At 55.0% G+C, this 16,004-nt stretch carries 14 protein-coding genes and 4 tRNA genes; 14 read left to right on the top strand and 4 right to left on the bottom strand.

Annotated features, from left to right (window positions below):
* The first annotated feature begins 6 nt into the window (after positions 1-6).
* The 14 genes from wecB to F3J37_RS09895 all read left to right on the top strand — a co-directional run bounded on the left by wecB (position 7) and on the right by F3J37_RS09895 (position 11,213).
* Entirely contained in the window at positions 7-1,131 is a 1,125-nt protein-coding gene (wecB, locus tag F3J37_RS09960) for a non-hydrolyzing UDP-N-acetylglucosamine 2-epimerase (protein ID WP_166933235.1), read from the top strand.
* Positions 1,132-1,133: 2 nt separating this feature from the next.
* Positions 1,134-2,393 (top strand): UDP-N-acetyl-D-mannosamine dehydrogenase, encoded by a 1,260-nt coding sequence (gene wecC / locus F3J37_RS09955; RefSeq protein WP_166933233.1) that lies wholly within the window; start codon positions 1,134-1,136, stop codon positions 2,391-2,393.
* Positions 2,390-3,466, top strand: coding sequence for a dTDP-glucose 4,6-dehydratase (rffG, locus tag F3J37_RS09950; RefSeq protein ID WP_166933232.1), 1,077 nt, complete (start codon positions 2,390-2,392; stop codon positions 3,464-3,466). The genes wecC and rffG overlap by 4 nt, the downstream gene beginning before the upstream one ends.
* A gap of 23 nt (positions 3,467-3,489) precedes the next feature.
* On the top strand, positions 3,490-4,371 hold the full coding sequence (gene rfbA / locus F3J37_RS09945; protein WP_097118511.1) for a glucose-1-phosphate thymidylyltransferase RfbA: 882 nt from the start codon (positions 3,490-3,492) through the stop codon (positions 4,369-4,371).
* Positions 4,349-5,047, top strand: coding sequence for a dTDP-4-amino-4,6-dideoxy-D-galactose acyltransferase (gene rffC, locus F3J37_RS09940; RefSeq protein ID WP_034827844.1), 699 nt, complete (start codon positions 4,349-4,351; stop codon positions 5,045-5,047). The genes rfbA and rffC overlap by 23 nt, the downstream gene beginning before the upstream one ends.
* Positions 5,044-6,174 carry a dTDP-4-amino-4,6-dideoxygalactose transaminase gene (rffA, locus tag F3J37_RS09935; protein WP_166933230.1) on the top strand — a complete coding sequence of 377 codons (1,131 nt, stop codon included), beginning with the start codon at positions 5,044-5,046 and terminating at the stop codon, positions 6,172-6,174. Before rffC ends, rffA begins: the two co-directional genes overlap by 4 nt.
* Positions 6,174-7,427 (top strand): lipid III flippase WzxE, encoded by a 1,254-nt coding sequence (gene wzxE / locus F3J37_RS09930; RefSeq protein WP_166933228.1) that lies wholly within the window; start codon positions 6,174-6,176, stop codon positions 7,425-7,427. Before rffA ends, wzxE begins: the two co-directional genes overlap by 1 nt.
* Positions 7,424-8,494 carry a TDP-N-acetylfucosamine:lipid II N-acetylfucosaminyltransferase gene (gene wecF, locus F3J37_RS09925; RefSeq protein ID WP_166933226.1) on the top strand — a complete coding sequence of 357 codons (1,071 nt, stop codon included), beginning with the start codon at positions 7,424-7,426 and terminating at the stop codon, positions 8,492-8,494. Before wzxE ends, wecF begins: the two co-directional genes overlap by 4 nt.
* A complete protein-coding gene (wzyE, locus tag F3J37_RS09920) occupies positions 8,491-9,834 on the top strand; it encodes an ECA oligosaccharide polymerase (RefSeq protein ID WP_166933225.1) in 1,344 nt (447 codons plus the stop codon). The genes wecF and wzyE overlap by 4 nt, the downstream gene beginning before the upstream one ends.
* Positions 9,835-9,852: 18 nt before the next feature.
* Positions 9,853-10,587, top strand: a complete 735-nt coding sequence (wecG, locus tag F3J37_RS09915; protein ID WP_166933223.1) for a lipopolysaccharide N-acetylmannosaminouronosyltransferase — start codon at positions 9,853-9,855, stop codon at positions 10,585-10,587.
* 158 nt (positions 10,588-10,745) lie between these two features.
* Positions 10,746-10,822 (top strand) — tRNA-Arg (locus F3J37_RS09910).
* A 91-nt stretch (positions 10,823-10,913) separates the two neighbouring features.
* Positions 10,914-10,989: transfer RNA gene (locus tag F3J37_RS09905), tRNA-His, on the top strand.
* A gap of 15 nt (positions 10,990-11,004) precedes the next feature.
* Positions 11,005-11,091: transfer RNA gene (locus F3J37_RS09900), tRNA-Leu, on the top strand.
* Between the two features lie 45 nt (positions 11,092-11,136).
* Positions 11,137-11,213, top strand: a tRNA-Pro gene (locus F3J37_RS09895).
* A gap of 649 nt (positions 11,214-11,862) precedes the next feature.
* Here the strand turns inward: F3J37_RS09895 and hemY are convergent.
* From hemY to hemC, 4 genes are read right to left on the bottom strand one after another with little or no spacing between them, the layout of a single operon-like run.
* Positions 11,863-13,059, bottom strand: coding sequence for a protoheme IX biogenesis protein HemY (gene hemY, locus F3J37_RS09890; RefSeq protein ID WP_166933222.1), 1,197 nt, complete (start codon positions 13,057-13,059; stop codon positions 11,863-11,865).
* A 2-nt stretch (positions 13,060-13,061) separates the two neighbouring features.
* Positions 13,062-14,192, bottom strand: coding sequence for a uroporphyrinogen-III C-methyltransferase (gene hemX, locus F3J37_RS09885; RefSeq protein ID WP_166933220.1), 1,131 nt, complete (start codon positions 14,190-14,192; stop codon positions 13,062-13,064).
* Positions 14,193-14,215: 23 nt separating this feature from the next.
* Entirely contained in the window at positions 14,216-14,956 is a 741-nt protein-coding gene (hemD, locus tag F3J37_RS09880; protein ID WP_166933219.1) for a uroporphyrinogen-III synthase, read from the bottom strand.
* Positions 14,953-15,894 carry a hydroxymethylbilane synthase gene (gene hemC, locus F3J37_RS09875; protein WP_058960399.1) on the bottom strand — a complete coding sequence of 314 codons (942 nt, stop codon included), beginning with the start codon at positions 15,892-15,894 and terminating at the stop codon, positions 14,953-14,955. The genes hemD and hemC overlap by 4 nt, the downstream gene beginning before the upstream one ends.
* Positions 15,895-16,004 lie beyond the last annotated feature (110 nt).

The following is a 16,004-nucleotide window of genomic DNA, read 5'->3' as shown; positions in this document are numbered from 1 at the left end:
AGCCACGTGAAAGTTCTGACCGTATTTGGCACGCGTCCTGAGGCGATAAAAATGGCCCCGCTGGTGCAGGCACTGGCGCAGGACCCGGCGTTTGAATCGCGCTTGTGCGTGACCGCGCAGCATCGTGAAATGCTCGATCAGGTGCTGCGGCTGTTCAAGCTGCAGCCCGATTACGATCTCAATATCATGCGCCCGGAACAGGGGCTGACGGAGATCACCAGCCGCATTTTGCAGGGGATGAAAACGGTGCTCGCCGATTTTCAGCCCGATGTGGTGCTGGTGCACGGTGATACCACCACCACTTTTGCTGCTAGCTTAGCCGCTTTTTATCATCAGATTCCGGTGGGGCACGTCGAAGCAGGATTGCGCACCGGCAACCTGATGTCGCCCTGGCCGGAAGAGGCTAACCGCACCTTAACCGGTCATCTGGCGAGCTACCATTTCACCCCAACCGAGAGTTCGCGGCAGAATCTGCTGCGTGAAAATTTGCCGGATGACTGTATCGTTGTTACCGGCAATACGGTGATTGATGCGCTGCTATGGGTGCGCGATCGGGTGCTGGATGATGGCGATCTGAATGCACGTCTTGCAGCACGTTATCCGTTCCTTGATGCGGATAAAAAACTGATTCTGGTCACCGGCCATCGCCGTGAAAGCTTTGGCGGCGGTTTCGAACGCATTTGCAGCGCGCTGGCGCAGATTGCACGTCAGCATCCGCAGGCGCAAATCGTCTATCCGGTGCACCTCAATCCCAACGTCAGTGAGCCAGTAAATCGTATCCTGAGTGGGATCGACAATATCATTTTGATTGAGCCACAGGAGTATTTGCCGTTTGTCTGGCTGATGAACCGTTCCTGGCTGATCCTCACCGATTCCGGTGGTATTCAGGAAGAAGCGCCATCATTGGGCAAACCGGTTTTGGTCATGCGTGATACGACTGAGCGTCCGGAAGCGGTGAATGCGGGCACAGTAAAACTGGTCGGTACCGATATTGATCGGATTGTCGAGGAAGTTAGCCTGCTGCTGCAGGACGAGGAAGCCTGGCAGAGGATGAGTCGCGCGCACAATCCGTATGGCGATGGACAAGCCTGCTCGCGCATCCTGCAGGCACTGAAACAACACAGAGTATAATTATGCGTTTTGAAACCATTTCCGTTATCGGACTGGGCTACATTGGGCTGCCAACGGCGGCCGTTTTTGCCTCAAAGGGAAAAAAAGTGATCGGCGTGGATATCAATGTCCGCGCGGTCGAGACCATTAATCGCGGCGACATTCACATTGTCGAGCCGGAGTTAGGTGACGTGGTGCGTGAAGCCGTGCAGGCAGGTTTTCTGCGAGCTACCACGCAAGCCGAAGCTGCGGATGCCTTCTTAATCGCCGTACCTACGCCGTTTATCGGCGATCATCAGCCGGACCTGAGCTATGTACAGGCAGCCGCGTTGTCGATTGCACCGGTGCTGAAAACGGGCGACTTGGTGATCCTCGAATCGACTTCACCGGTTGGCGCGACCGAACAGATGGCCGCCTGGCTGGCGGAGGCACGTCCTGACCTGCGTTTCCCGCAGCACGGTGATAACTGTGACGTGTTTATCGCTTACTGCCCGGAGCGCGTGCTGCCCGGTAAAGTGATGGTAGAGCTACTGGAAAATGACCGTGTGATTGGCGGCATGACGCCTGCGTGCTCAGCACGGGCCAGCGAACTGTATCGCATCTTCCTGCGCGGCGAATGTGTGGAAACCAACGCGCGTACTGCCGAGATGTGCAAACTCACTGAGAACAGCTTCCGCGATGTGAATATTGCGTTTGCCAATGAGCTATCGCTGATTTGTGCGGAACAGAAGATCAACGTGTGGGAGTTGATTGCGCTGGCGAACCGCCATCCACGCGTCAACATTCTGCAGCCCGGACCAGGTGTTGGTGGCCACTGTATCGCTGTCGATCCCTGGTTTATCGTGGCGCAAAATCCGGAACTGGCGCGTCTGATTCGTACCGCGCGTGAAGTGAATGATGCGAAACCGACGTGGGTGTTAGATCAGGTCAAACAGCAGTTGGCGGATTGCCTGACTGCCAGCGGCAAACGTGCTTCTGAGGTGACGATTGCCTGCTTCGGCCTGGCGTTTAAACCGAACATTGATGATTTGCGCGAGAGCCCGGCAATGACAGTGGCGCACCTGATTACCGAGTGGCACAGCGGCAGCACGCTGGTGGTTGAACCGCATGTGGCAGAAATCCCTGCGCAACTGGCCCATGAAGCGGCTCTGGTTTCCACCCAGGATGCATTGCAGCAAGCAGATATCATCGTGATGCTGGTTGATCACGCGCAGTTCCGCGCTATCGATGCCAGCGAGATCACGCAGCAGTGGATTATCGATACCAAAGGTGTCTGGCGATGAAACAGTTCCTGGTGACAGGTGGCGCAGGCTTTATTGGGTCCGCACTGGTGCGATTTCTGATTGAGCAAACCGACCATCAGGTGGTGGTGGTGGATAAACTCAGCTACGCAGGCAATTTAGCCTCTCTGGCTTCAATACAGAATGATGCGCGCTATGCCTTTGAGCAGGTGGATATTTGCGACCGAGCCGAACTGGACCGTGTCATTGCCCAATATCAACCGGATTGCATTATGCATCTGGCCGCAGAAAGCCATGTGGATCGCTCGATTGATGGCCCGATTGCCTTCATCGAAACCAATATCGTGGGCACCTATCAGTTACTGGAAGCCGCTCGCCATTACTGGAATGGTATGGCGGATGAGCGTAAAAAAGGCTTTATCTTCCATCACATTTCCACTGACGAAGTGTTTGGCGATTTGCATGGCAGCGATGATTTCTTTACCGAAACCACGCCGTATGCGCCCAGCAGCCCTTATTCAGCGACGAAAGCCAGCAGCGATCATTTGGTTCGCGCCTGGTTACGCACTTACGGCTTGCCGATCATCGTCACCAACTGTTCGAACAATTATGGCCCTTATCACTTTCCTGAAAAATTGATTCCACTGACTATCATCAATGCGTTGGCGGGTAAGCCTTTGCCGGTGTATGGCAACGGCAGCCAGATTCGCGATTGGCTGTATGTAGAGGATCATGCGCGAGCACTCTACAGTGTGGTGAGCAGCGGCAAAGTGGGTGAAACCTATAATATTGGTGGTCACAACGAACGCCGTAATATTGAGGTGGTGGAAACCCTGTGCGATCTGCTGGACGAACTGGCACCGCAGCAGCGCGCCACGCATCTGACGCGCTATCGAGATCTGATCACTTTTGTCACCGATCGTCCCGGTCACGATCTGCGTTACGCCATCGACGCCAGCAAAATTGCGCGTGAGTTAGGCTGGACGCCGCAGGAAACCTTCGAAAGTGGCATTCGCAAAACCGTGCAGTGGTATTTGGCAAACCCACAGTGGTGGCAGGCGATTCTCAACGGTAGCTATCGTGGCGAGCGGTTGGGTTTATCCACGCCGCGCTGAGGCGCAATACAGGAGCAGCAACGATGAAAGGTATCATCCTGGCGGGCGGTTCGGGTACGCGTTTGCACCCTATTACTCGCGCTATCTCAAAGCAGCTACTGCCGGTTTACGACAAACCGATGATCTACTATCCACTGTCGGTGCTGATGCTGGCGGGGATCCGCGAGGTCCTGATTATCACCACGCCGGAAGATCGCGCGCACTTCGAGCGTTTGCTCGGTGATGGCAGCGAGTTCGGCCTGCAGCTAGAGTATGCTGAGCAACCCAGCCCTGATGGTTTGGCGCAGGCGTTTATCATTGGTGAGTCCTTCATTGGCAATGACAGCTGCTGTCTGGTGCTGGGCGACAACCTCTATTTTGGCCAGGGCTTCAGTCCGAAACTGAAAAAAGTGGCTGCGCGCAGTAGCGGTGCGACGGTGTTTGCCTATCAGGTGATGGATCCCGAGCGGTTTGGTGTGGTGGAATTTGATGACGACTTCAATGCGCTTTCCATCGAGGAGAAGCCGCAGCAACCCAAATCACGTTGGGCGGTAACCGGCCTCTACTTCTACGACAATCGCGTGGTGGAGTTTGCCAAACAGGTGCAGCCTTCTGCACGGGGCGAGCTGGAAATCACCGCGATTAACCAGATGTATCTTGAGCAGGGTGAACTCTCTGTCGAGTTGCTGGGACGCGGTTTTGCCTGGCTGGATACCGGTACACACGACAGTCTGATTGAAGCGAGTATGTTTGTGCAGACCGTGGAGAAACGTCAGGGCTTTAAAATTGCCTGTCTGGAAGAGATTGCGTGGCGCAACGGTTGGCTAAGTGACGAACAGTTGCTGGCGGCGGCGCAAGCGTTGACCAAAACTGGCTACGGCCAATACCTGATGGATGTTCTCCATGCCCGTCCGCGTCAGTATTAACCCCCTCGAGTGGGAAAGCGATTTCTTTGGCGTGAACAGTGCGCGTATCGACCTGGATGGCGACTTCACCCTTGCCGACGCGCTGCAACAGCCAGATACGTTGTGGCAGGCCAAAGTGCCCGCCGAGCGCACCGACGCCATTGATGCCTTAAGCCAGCACGGTTTTCAGCTGGTGGAAGGTGAGGCCGATCTGGCCATCAATATCAAACGCACCGAGCGCCAGGTTGGCGTGCGCATCGCGCGTGAAGCACAGATTCCGGCATTGCGTGAGGCGGCATCGCATGCCTTTCGCCAAAGCCGTTTTCGTGCGCCCTGGTTTAACGCCGATGACAGCGGTCGTTTCTATGCGCAGTGGATTGAAAACGCGGTACGCGGCACCTTTGATCATCAATGCCTGGTGGCCAGCGACGAATCCGGCCAATTACAAGGCTATGTCTCGATGCGTGAAGTGAACGGTGATGCGCGTATCGGCCTGCTCGCCGTGTTACCCGCAGCGCAAGGGCAGGGCATTGGTCAACGCTTGCTGTTGGCGGCAGCGGATTGGGGCCGCGTGCGACAACTTGAACGACTGCGCGTCGCGACCCAGCTTAGCAATCTTACGGCGATGCGCCTCTATTTACGCAGCGGTGCACGTCTTGAAAGCACCGCCTACTGGTTTTACAGGACAGCTACATGATCCCATTTAATGCGCCGCCAGTCGTCGGCAGTGAACTTGAATATATGCAGTCGGCGATGGCCAGCGGCAAACTCTGCGGTGACGGTGGATTTACCCGCCGCTGTCAGCAGTGGATGGAGCAGCATTTTGGCAGCAAAAAAGTGCTGCTGACCCCCTCCTGCACCGCCTCGCTGGAAATGGCCGCACTGTTAATCGATATCCAGCCCGGCGATGAAGTGATCATGCCGAGCTACACCTTTGTTTCCACCGCCAATGCCTTCGTGCTGCGCGGTGCTGTGATCGTGTTCGTCGATGTGCGCCCCGATACGCTGAATATCGATGAAACGCTGATTAAAGCCGCGATCACTGAGAAAACCCGTGCGATTGTGCCGGTGCACTACGCGGGCGTCGCCTGCGAGATGGATAGCATTATGGCGCTGGCGGCGAAGCATCAATTATTTGTGATTGAAGATGCGGCGCAGGGCGTGATGTCGCAGTACAAGGGGCGTGCGCTCGGCACGATTGGTCATATTGGTTGCTTTAGCTTCCATGAAACCAAAAACTACACCGCTGGCGGTGAAGGTGGAGCAACGCTGATAAATGACGCGAAGCTGGTGGAGCGTGCAGAAATTATCCGCGAAAAGGGCACTAACCGCAGCCAGTTCTTCCGTGGCCAGGTGGATAAATACACCTGGCGCGATATCGGTTCGAGCTATTTGATGGCGGATCTGCAGGCTGCCTACCTGTGGGCGCAACTCGAAGCGGCTGAGCGTATTAACCAGCAGCGTTTGCGCCTGTGGCAGCGCTATTATGATGCGCTGCAACTGCTGGCGGCCGCTGGACGCATTGCCTTGCCGGTGGTGCCGGAAAACTGCCGCCACAATGCGCACATGTTTTACATCAAACTGCGCGACAGCGACGACCGTCAGGCACTGATTAACTGGATGAAAGAGGCGGAAATCCTCACGGTGTTCCACTACATCCCCTTGCACTCTTCGCCAGCCGGTGAACGTTTTGGTCGCTTCCACGGTGATGACCGCTTCACCACCAAAGAGAGTGAGCGCCTGCTGCGCCTGCCGCTGTTTTATAACCTGTCGGATAACAATCAGCGCACCGTTATCAGCTCGCTGTTGAGTTTCTTTGCCTGATGTCGTTAGCCAAAGCTTCAGTCTGGACGGCCTCATCGACGTTGGTAAAAATCATTGCCGGACTGCTGGTGGTGAAACTGCTGGCGGTCAGCTTTGGGCCAGAAGGGGTTGGCCAGGCCGGTAACTTTCGCCAGATGATTACCGTATTAGGTGTATTGGCCGGCGCGGGCATTTTCAACGGCGTGACCACCTACATCGCGCAATTTCAGCAGCAACCTGAGCAACTGCGTGCCGTGACGGGTACGGCATCCACCATGGTGATTGGCTTCTCCACGCTGGTGGCGCTGGTGTTCTTGCTGGCAGCGGGGCCGATCAGTCATGCGCTATTTGGTCACGACGACTATGCCAACGTGGTGCGCATCGTGGCTTTTCTGCAGTTTGGCATTGCCTGGGCCAATTTGACACTGGCCTTGCTCAAGGGTTTTCGCGATGCGCGCGGCAATGCGCAGGCGCTGATTATCGGTAGTCTGGTGGGCGTGCTGGGTTATGTGTTGTGCTGGTGGCTGGGCGGATATGCCGGAGCGTTGGTGGGTTTAGCGCTGGTGCCTGCACTGTTGGTGTTCCCGGCACTGCTGATACTGCGCCGTCATCGTCAGGTGCTGCCACTGCGCTGGTTAACACCGAGCTGGCAGCCGGATTTGGCGCGAAATCTGGCAAAATTCACCCTGATGGCGCTTATCACCTCCGTGACCCTGCCAGTGGCGTGGGTGATGATGCGTAATCTGCTGGCCGAACAGCAGGGGTGGGCGCAGGTAGGCCTGTGGCAGGGTGTGACCAGTATTTCCGATGCCTATCTGCAATTTATCACGGCGACTTTTAGTGTCTGGTTACTGCCGACGCTGGCGCGACTGGAAAGTAAGCCGCAGATTGCGCGTGAAATTGGGCGTGCGCTGCGTTTTGTGTTACCGGCAGTGGCGGCTGCGAGTTTCTGCGTGTGGTTACTGCGTGACATTGCCATCTGGCTGCTGTTTTCACCGCAGTTTACCGCGATGCGGGACCTGTTTATCTGGCAGTTATGCGGTGACGTCTTTAAAGTTGGCGCCTATGTTTTCGGATATCTGGTGATCGCTAAAGCTTCACTGCGCTTTTATATTTTGACGGAAATCAGCCAGTTTGTGCTGCTAACCGCGTTCTCACATTGGCTGATTCCATTGCATGGAACCGCCGGAGCCGCACAAGCCTATATGGCGACTTACGTGCTCTACTTCGCCCTTTGCTGTGGCGCCTTTATGATTTATTGCCGAAAAAAATGACTTTATTTCACGTGCTGGGATCGGATATCCCACATCATAACCATACGGTGTTGCGCTTCTTTGATGAGGTGATGAGCACCGAATTGTCGGGTGCTGGACCGCGCCAGTTTATGGTGGTGACTTCAACGCCTGAAGCGCTGCAAGCTTATACCGCGCTGCAAATCGAAAGCTATCCCAGCAAGCGCGCACTTGCACAGGCGGTAATGTCCCGTGCGGCTGATCGTACGCAACGCTTCTTCTTTCATGGACAATTCAATCCGCAAATCTGGCTGGCTTTGCTCAGCGGTAAATTACGGCGTGAGCAGGCGTTCTGGCATATCTGGGGCGCTGATTTGTATGAAGAAGGGCGTGGCCTGAAGTATCAGTTGTTTTATCTGCTGCGCCGCCTGGCACAGCGTCGCATTGCTCACGTGTTCGCAACGCGTGGGGATTTGCACTTTTTTCAACAACGCCATCCGCGTGTGCCCACTTCACTGCTCTATTTCCCAACACGCATGCCCAATGCCGCAGTGCCGGGCGGTAGCACGAGCGGTGATTTCACCGTGCTGTTGGGTAACTCAGGCGATCGCAGCAACAACCATATTGAAGGCTTGCAGGCGATTCGAGCGCAGTTTGGCGATCGGGTGAAAATACTGGTCCCGCTGGGCTACCCGGAAAATAATCATGAGTACATAGAAGAGATCAACACGGACGCGCAGCGCCTGTTCCCCCAAGGTCAGGTAACCTTATTGCGCGACAAGATAGATTTTGACACCTATCTGCAATTGCTCAGCGACTGTCAGCTCGGCTATTTTATGTTCGAGCGCCAGCAAGGCATTGGCACGTTATGTTTGCTGATTCAGGCCAATATTCCCTTTGTGCTGAACCGCAAAAATCCGTTCTGGCGCGACCTCAGCGAACAAGGGTTGCCGGTTCTTTTTAGTGAAGATGCACTGGATGCGTCGAGTGTGGCTGAAGCTCAGCGGCAGCTGGCACAGTGTGATAAATCCGCGATTGCCTTTTTCGCCCCTGGTTATCTGGCTGGCTGGCGTAACGCGTTGAGCCTGAGTGAAAGGGAGAGAACATGAGCCTGATGCAGTTTAGTGGCCTGCTGGTGGTTTATCTGTTCTCGCTAGGTTTCATTTTGACGCTGACCTGGCGGGAATTTAAACGGGTGCGTTTTAACTTCCATCTGTTCTTCACCATCCTTTTTTTACTGACCTTTTATTTCGGGTTCCCCCTCACCAGTGTGCTGGTATTCCGCTTTAATGTTGAAGTGGTACCGCCGGAGTACCTGTTACAGGCGTTGCTGGCCGCGACCAGTTTTTATGCGATTTATTACGTCAGTTATAAAGTGCGGTTGAGGCCGATCAACGCTGCACCGCGCAAACCCTGGTTGCGGATGAACCGAGTCGAAACCCATCTTACCTGCCTGTTACTGGCGCTCGTGGCGATTGGCACGGTCACGGTGTTCTTCATGCACAACGGGTTACTGTTGTTCCGACTCTCTGCGTATAACCAGATTTTCTCCAGCGAAGTGTCCGGCGTAGCGCTCAAACGCTTCTTCTACTTCTTTATTCCGGCGATGCTGATTCGTTATTTCCTCAACCCGACGCAGCGCCAGTGGCTAGGGTTTTTGCTGGTGTCGGTGGCATTTGGTTTACTGACCTATGCACTGGTGGGCGGGACGCGCGCAAATATCATCATCGCCTTCGCCCTGTTCCTGTTTATTGGCATTACGCGCGGCTGGATCACCTTGTGGATGCTGGTGGGCGCAGGTGTGATGGCGATTGCGGGTATGTTCTGGCTGGCCCTGCGCCGCTATAACCTCGATGTGGTGGGCGACGAGGCGTTTTACACCTTCCTGTATTTAACGCGTGATACCTTCTCCCCCTGGGAAAACCTCGCGCTGTTGTTGCAGAACTACGACAAAATTGATTTCCAGGGCTTAGCACCGATCTGGCGTGACTTTTATGTCTTTATCCCGAGCTGGCTCTGGCCTGGCCGTCCATCGATTGTGCTCAACAGCGCCAATTACTTTACCTGGGAAGTGCTGAACAACCATTCAGGGCTGGCGATTTCGCCGACGCTGCTGGGTTCGTTGCTGGTAATGGGCGGCGTGTGGTTTATTCCGCTGGGTGCGATTGCCGTCGGCTGGCTGATGAAAGGATTCGATAACCTCTATCTGCAAGGCCGTGATGCTTCGAATCGTTATAGCGGGGCGATTCTGCAGAGCTTTTGCTTCGGTGCGGTCTTCAATATGATCGTGCTGGCGCGCGAAGGGCTGGATGCTTTCGGTTCGCGCGTGGTGTTCTTTTGCATTATTTTTGCCGCCTGCATGGCGGTGGCTAAATTGCTGTACTGGCTGTTAGCGCGCGCGGGTTTAATTCGCCCGCGCAGCGAGCCGGTGGTTCACAGCCTGTCTTAACCTTTGGGAACATGATTCATGAAAACCGATAAGCCGCGCTATAACCTGCGCGGTGTCGATCTTCACGCCTTTAACGACATGGACAGCTTCCTGCACTTCTTGCTGCCGGATGGCCAGCCGCGCTGTGGCACGCTGGTGGCGATGAATGCAGAAAAGATGCTGACGCTGGAAGAGGATGCGCAACTGCGTGCACTGATTGCTGAAGCGGAATTCAAATATCCGGATGGCATCAGCATCGTGCGCTCCTTACGTAAGAAGTATCCGCAGTTGCAGGTGAACCGCATCGCCGGTGCCGATCTGTGGGAAGCCCTGATGGAGCGCGCGGGCCGCAGCAGCATTCCGGTATTTCTGATTGGTGGTCGTCAGGCGGTGCTGGATGAAACTTGTGACAAACTGCGTCGTCAGTGGAATGTGAACATCGTCGGCAGTCAGGATGGCTATTTTGCCCCGGCAGAGCGTGAAGCGTTGTTTGCGCGCATTGCGGCCAGCGGTGCACAGATTGTCACGGTGGCGCAGGGCTCGCCGCGTCAGGAGTTGCTGATGCGTGATTGCCGCGCGCACTGGCCGCATGCACTGTATATGGGCGTGGGCGGTACCTACGACGTTTTCACCGGCCACGTTGCGCGTGCACCGCGAATCTGGCAGAAATTAGGTCTGGAATGGCTCTATCGTTTGATTCGGCAGCCATCGCGTTGGCGCCGCCAGTTAAAACTGCTGAAATATTTGCGCTATCATTGGCGTGGCGATCTTTGATATCGCCGATTTATTCAGCAATATCATCAGTGCAGGCAGCAAAACTGCATTAATAATCGACGGAATGCACAAAGCGTAATCAAACGCGTTTTTTTTATAAAAAAGCGCTGGACAGTATGAGGTCAAGCCCGTAGTATGCCCATCCGCAACGGCGCTACGCGCCCGTAGCTCAGCTGGATAGAGCGCTGCCCTCCGGAGGCAGAGGTCTCAGGTTCGAATCCTGTCGGGCGCGCCATTTAGTTTGTGCGCAAGAGCTTCGGTGGTTGGTTTTAACCGCGTTATGCAGTGAAAATAGTAAGCAGAGATGCTTACGCACCAGAATTATGGTGGCTATAGCTCAGTTGGTAGAGCCCTGGATTGTGATTCCAGTTGTCGTGGGTTCGAGTCCCATTAGCCACCCCAAATTTTGCTGGGCACGCGATGGTGGCGGAATTGGTAGACGCGCTAGCTTCAGGTGTTAGTGTTCTTACGGACGTGAGGGTTCAAGTCCCTCCCTTCGCACCAGGCAAAATTACGCGGTAGCGTGAAGAAATAAGATACAGAAAAAATCGGCGAGTAGCGCAGCTTGGTAGCGCAACTGGTTTGGGACCAGTGGGTCGGAGGTTCGAATCCTCTCTCGCCGACCATATTCGAAAAGCCTGCTTGAAAAAGCAGGCTTTTTTCGTTTTATCTTTCCCTAAACTGATCTTATCCTTTTCAGCAACTCAGCAACTCAGCAACTCAGCATCCCGGCTTCTCAACACCATGCGGCTTCTTAAATCACGCCACTGGCTGTTGTCGTCATAATGAGACTCATAAACCATTGATTTTAAATGGGCTGACAGTTCCTTGCATTGGTTGTCGTTGAGAGGAGACAGTTATTGAGGGGAGTGTTGCGAAATAACGACGCACTTCTCAGCCTGAAGTGAGGCTGTACGGTTATCTTGCTGATTTAAAATAACTTATCTCTTAATCTGCAATTCTGGCACGGCTTATGCAATACTAATCCTGTAGATGCTCATTCCACCTCTTATGTTTGCTGATGCTACATAAACCTGGGAATGATGCAGAGCCCCTTACGGTATCCGTTGTCCAGCCTGGCAGTTATTGCGCACGCTTTACTGCAGTAAGAAGGACATTACGTTGAGTCGGATACCATCAGTTGTCTGAACGACCTGATCTTACACCTGCTTATGGCAGGTGTTTTTTTATCTGCGATTTACCCTCACGCCGCTACTCTTCAGGCAAAAAAAAGCCGGGACAAGCCCGGCGTGCACAAAAGTAACAATCGTTAAATCAAACGTTTGGATTCGTTTTTAAGGTAAGAAGCAGACCTTCACGGCGCATTTGAGCAGCGTCCTCGGGGCGATGCAGGCGATCATAGACATCGGCCAACCAGGCATAATCAAAAGCATCAGGGCGTTGTGCCAGTGCCTGCTGGAAAGCTTCAGCGGCCTGTTGCCACTCACCGTGGCGCATCAGCATCTGGCCCAAGGTGCTGTGCAGCAGCGGCGTTGCGCCATGTTGTTTGATTTGCTGGCGCAGCGCTTTCTCCAGCGATTGCGGATCGCCACTTTTAATGCGTGGCATTAACAGCACCAGGCGATCGTCATACTGGCGCTTCAATCCTTCCAGCACGATGCTTTGTGCGGTATCCGGGTCATCACACTCAATCAGATGTTCCGCCATCGCCACCTGCAGCGCCGTTTCCTGACGCGTTTTACGGCTCTGGTTTTGCCACCACTTCTTCAGGCCTTCGCTGCCTTGATCGGCCATGGCCTGATTCATCATGCCTAGCCAGGCTTGCTGTTGCAGCGCCTCACGATGGGTTTCATCGTTAACCTGAGATTTCTGCATGGAGGGCAGAATATCCAGCAACGCGCCCCATGCGCCGGTGCGAATATAAGCCTGTTCAGCCAGACGCAGCACTTCCGGATGACGCGGTGCGACTTCCAGCAATCGGTCAATGCCATGACGGGCGGCGTGATCTTCATTACGTGCCAGTTGCAGGCGTACGCGGGTGATTTCAACCGGAATGGTGTCGTTCTCGGACAGCTCAGACGCACGTTCCAGATGTTGATTGGCACGCACTTCGTCACCACGCTGCTGCGCCGCTTCGGCTGCCAGCAGATAGTTAGCCACGGGCTGATCGGCGTGATCGGCATTCTTCGACAGCAGTTTTTCAACCTGCTTGTAATCACCTTCCGCCAGCTTCATCAGCGCGCTCTGCGTGTGACGCTGCGCGCTGCGGCGTTTACGTCCAGTGAACCAACCACGCGTGCGTGCACCGGTGCGGAACACGCGGCGTAAAATCCATTCAATGAACAGAATCACCAGCAGACTGAGAATCAGGATGATTGCCAGTCCCGTGACGCTGGTTTCCACGTTCCAGTTATCGGTCTGAATCAGCACGTAGCCCTGGTGGCCAGCAATCATCGGCCCCAATACCACGCCTGCGATCAGCAGCAGGAAAAGCACCAATACTTTCAGCATGCTTAGCCTCCCTGTTGATCAGCCGGAACCGATGGCTGCGCCAGCAGGTTGCGCACGCGCGTCTGCATCAATTTTTCCAGCAGCGCCTGACTTTCCAGCGTATCCGGCACATCCATTGAGATGTTTTGCTGACTCAGCTCATCCAGCTGTGCGAGGAAGGCTTTGGTGGCAGCGTCGTTGGTGTCATACCAGGCGCGCACCCAGGTTGAGACCGCATCAATCGACTGTTTGTAGATTTCATCCTGATGACGTGGCACAGCCTGGGCGGCAATCAGCAGACGTGAACGAATGTTTTCACGCAGGTAAACGTCCTGATTCGGTGCCAGTAGCGGCTGTGCGGTGTTATCACGGCGGCGGATGGTAATGAAATCATCCATAAAGTTATGCCAGCTCTTCACCAGGTTTTGACGCCATTCGTGCAGCGAGCTGGAAAGCTCTCCGCCATCGGCATCCATCGGTGAATCATCACTGTCATTGTCAGCCAGACGCAGATTATCGACGCCGTTCGACAACTGATTGAGTTTGAGGATGATGCCATCGTAATCGACCTGGCTCACCGTTGAGAGAGAACTGATGTCCTGCGTTAAAGCACGACGCACGTTCATCACGCTCGGGTCATTCATATCGGCCAGGCTGGTATCGGCGCTTTTCAGCAGCGCGGCTGCTGTGGTGACATCCTGATCGCTCCACAGCTTGCGACCCGCCAGTTTCACGAGGTAGTCCGCTTGCGCCAGTAGCCAGGTGCGGGTGTCATTGCCGGAAATCGTCGCAACTTTATCGCGCAGGGTTTCCAGCTCTTTGGCGCTGTTGTCCTGCTGCGTCCGCGCTTCCTGCAACGCTGTGTTCGCGGTGTCCAGTTGTTGCGTCAGCTGCTGTTTGTCGCTGCCCAGTTGCTGCTGCAGGGCGCTCAGCTGTTCACTCAGGTTCTGGTTTGTCTGAGCCTGTAAATCGGCCTGATGTTTCCCATTGAGGTAAAGTCCCGCGCCAATCGCCAGCGCAATCACAATCGCCACCGCGCTCAGTACTTTGCCATCGCTTTTTTTTTCGCGAGGCTTTTTACCGTCTGGCGTGGGGGAAGTGTCCGCAGGGGTGGTTTCTTCAACCATGGCGGAGGAGGCTTTTTGTTCCGTCATTATGGCTCATCCCATTGTTAAGTTCAGCGTAACGCGCGCAGCAGCGCATCGTTATCAGCACCATCGGCTACCTCAATATCCTGCCAGCCTAATTCGGCGGCCTGAGTAGCCAAACGTTCACTGACGACCACCAGTCGACAGTGCAATAACCATTCCCGACGATCGATCGGCGGAAACAGTGCAAACAGTTGTTGTAACATCTCACCGCTGGTGACCACCAGCGTGGTAATTCCGCGATCGCGCCAGCGACGACCCTCAATCGCGCCCTCATAATACTTTTCACACCGTTGATAGCACTCGCAGTATTCCACCTCGGCGCCGCGTTCCAGCAGGGTTTCAGCCAGTAACTCACGGCCTGGGCTGCCGCGCAAAATCAGCGCACGCTTGCCTTTTACCTGCTGCAGACGGTTGAGGCGCACTAACTCTTCGCTGGTCTCCCGCGCATGAGGATAGTCTACTTTCAGATGACTGACGGTATGCAGTGCCAGCGCGGTGCTGCGCCCTATCGCATAGTAGTCGAGTGTTTCGGGCCAGGTGAGGGCACTCTGCTGTAGCGCTGGATGGGCAAACAACACCACCTGCTGCGACAGCAAAAACACCAGATCGCCCGGCCGTAAAGCCGCCAGTTTTTGCGGCAATTGTTGCAGATCGCGACCCGGCGTGAATTCAATCAGCGGTAGAGTCCACGCCAGTTTTCCCAGGGTTCGCAGACGCGAAACCAGTTCACTGGCAGCGGGCTCCGGGCGGGTCACGAGAATGGTCATGCAGGCGTTTGCCCCTGATAAACGTCGCGCAGAATGTCGCGGGCGCCGCCATCCAGCAGCTCTTCTGCAAGGGAGATCCCCATTTGCACGGCGTTTTCGCGCGGACCACGGCGTTCACCTACCACCATTTGCTGGCCATCCGGTGAGCCGACTAAGCCACGTAACCATAGCTGATTATCTTCCAGCACGGCAAAGCTGCCGATCGGTACCTGACAACCGCCTTCGAGGCGTGTGTTCATCGCGCGTTCAGCGCGCACACAAACATCGGTGTCGGCGTGATTCAGCGCCTGCAATAAGGTAATCAGTTCGTGATCATCAAGGCGACATTCGATGCCGACGGCGCCCTGGCCCACGGCGGGCAGCGAGATTTCAGCGGGCATCGCCTGACGAATGCGGTCGTCGAGGTTCAAGCGCTTCAGGCCTGCCGCGGCCAGAATAATGGCGTCATATTCTCCGGCATCCAGCTTACCTAAACGGGTGCCCACGTTCCCGCGTAACGAACGGATGATCAGATCGGGACGACGCGCGCTGAGCTGACACTGACGACGCAGACTGGACGTCCCCACAATCGCGCCCTGTGGCAGTTCATCAATACTGTTATACAGGTTGGAAACGAAGGCATCACGCGGGTCTTCACGCTCGCAGATGGTGACGAGGCCCAGGCCTTCCGGGAAATCCACCGGCACATCCTTCATGGAGTGCACCGCAAGATCGGCACGGTTTTCCAGCATTGCCAGTTCAAGCTCTTTAACAAACAGGCCTTTTCCACCGACTTTAGCCAGCGGTGTGTCGAGGATGATGTCGCCTTTGGTGACCATAGGCACCAGCTCAACCTGCACGCCCGGATGTGCTGCCATCAGGCGCTGTTGGACATATTGTGCCTGCCATAAAGCAAGGGGACTTTGTCTGGTAGCAATTCTGAAAATTTTGTTTAACATGCTGTTAACCATTTTGATCGTTCATCGATTATCCTATCATTGATAGGGGAATGCTGTCAGTTTCAACGGATTGAAAAGGCCTCGATGTCAGTTGTTACGCATTATTGCGT

Origin of the sequence: Candidatus Pantoea communis (assembly GCF_011752685.1) — a bacterium.
GTDB classification, from domain to species: domain Bacteria; phylum Pseudomonadota; class Gammaproteobacteria; order Enterobacterales; family Enterobacteriaceae; genus Pantoea; species Pantoea communis.
Note: the sequence above shows the minus strand (reverse complement) of the source record. Positions and strands in the feature narration are given on the sequence as shown.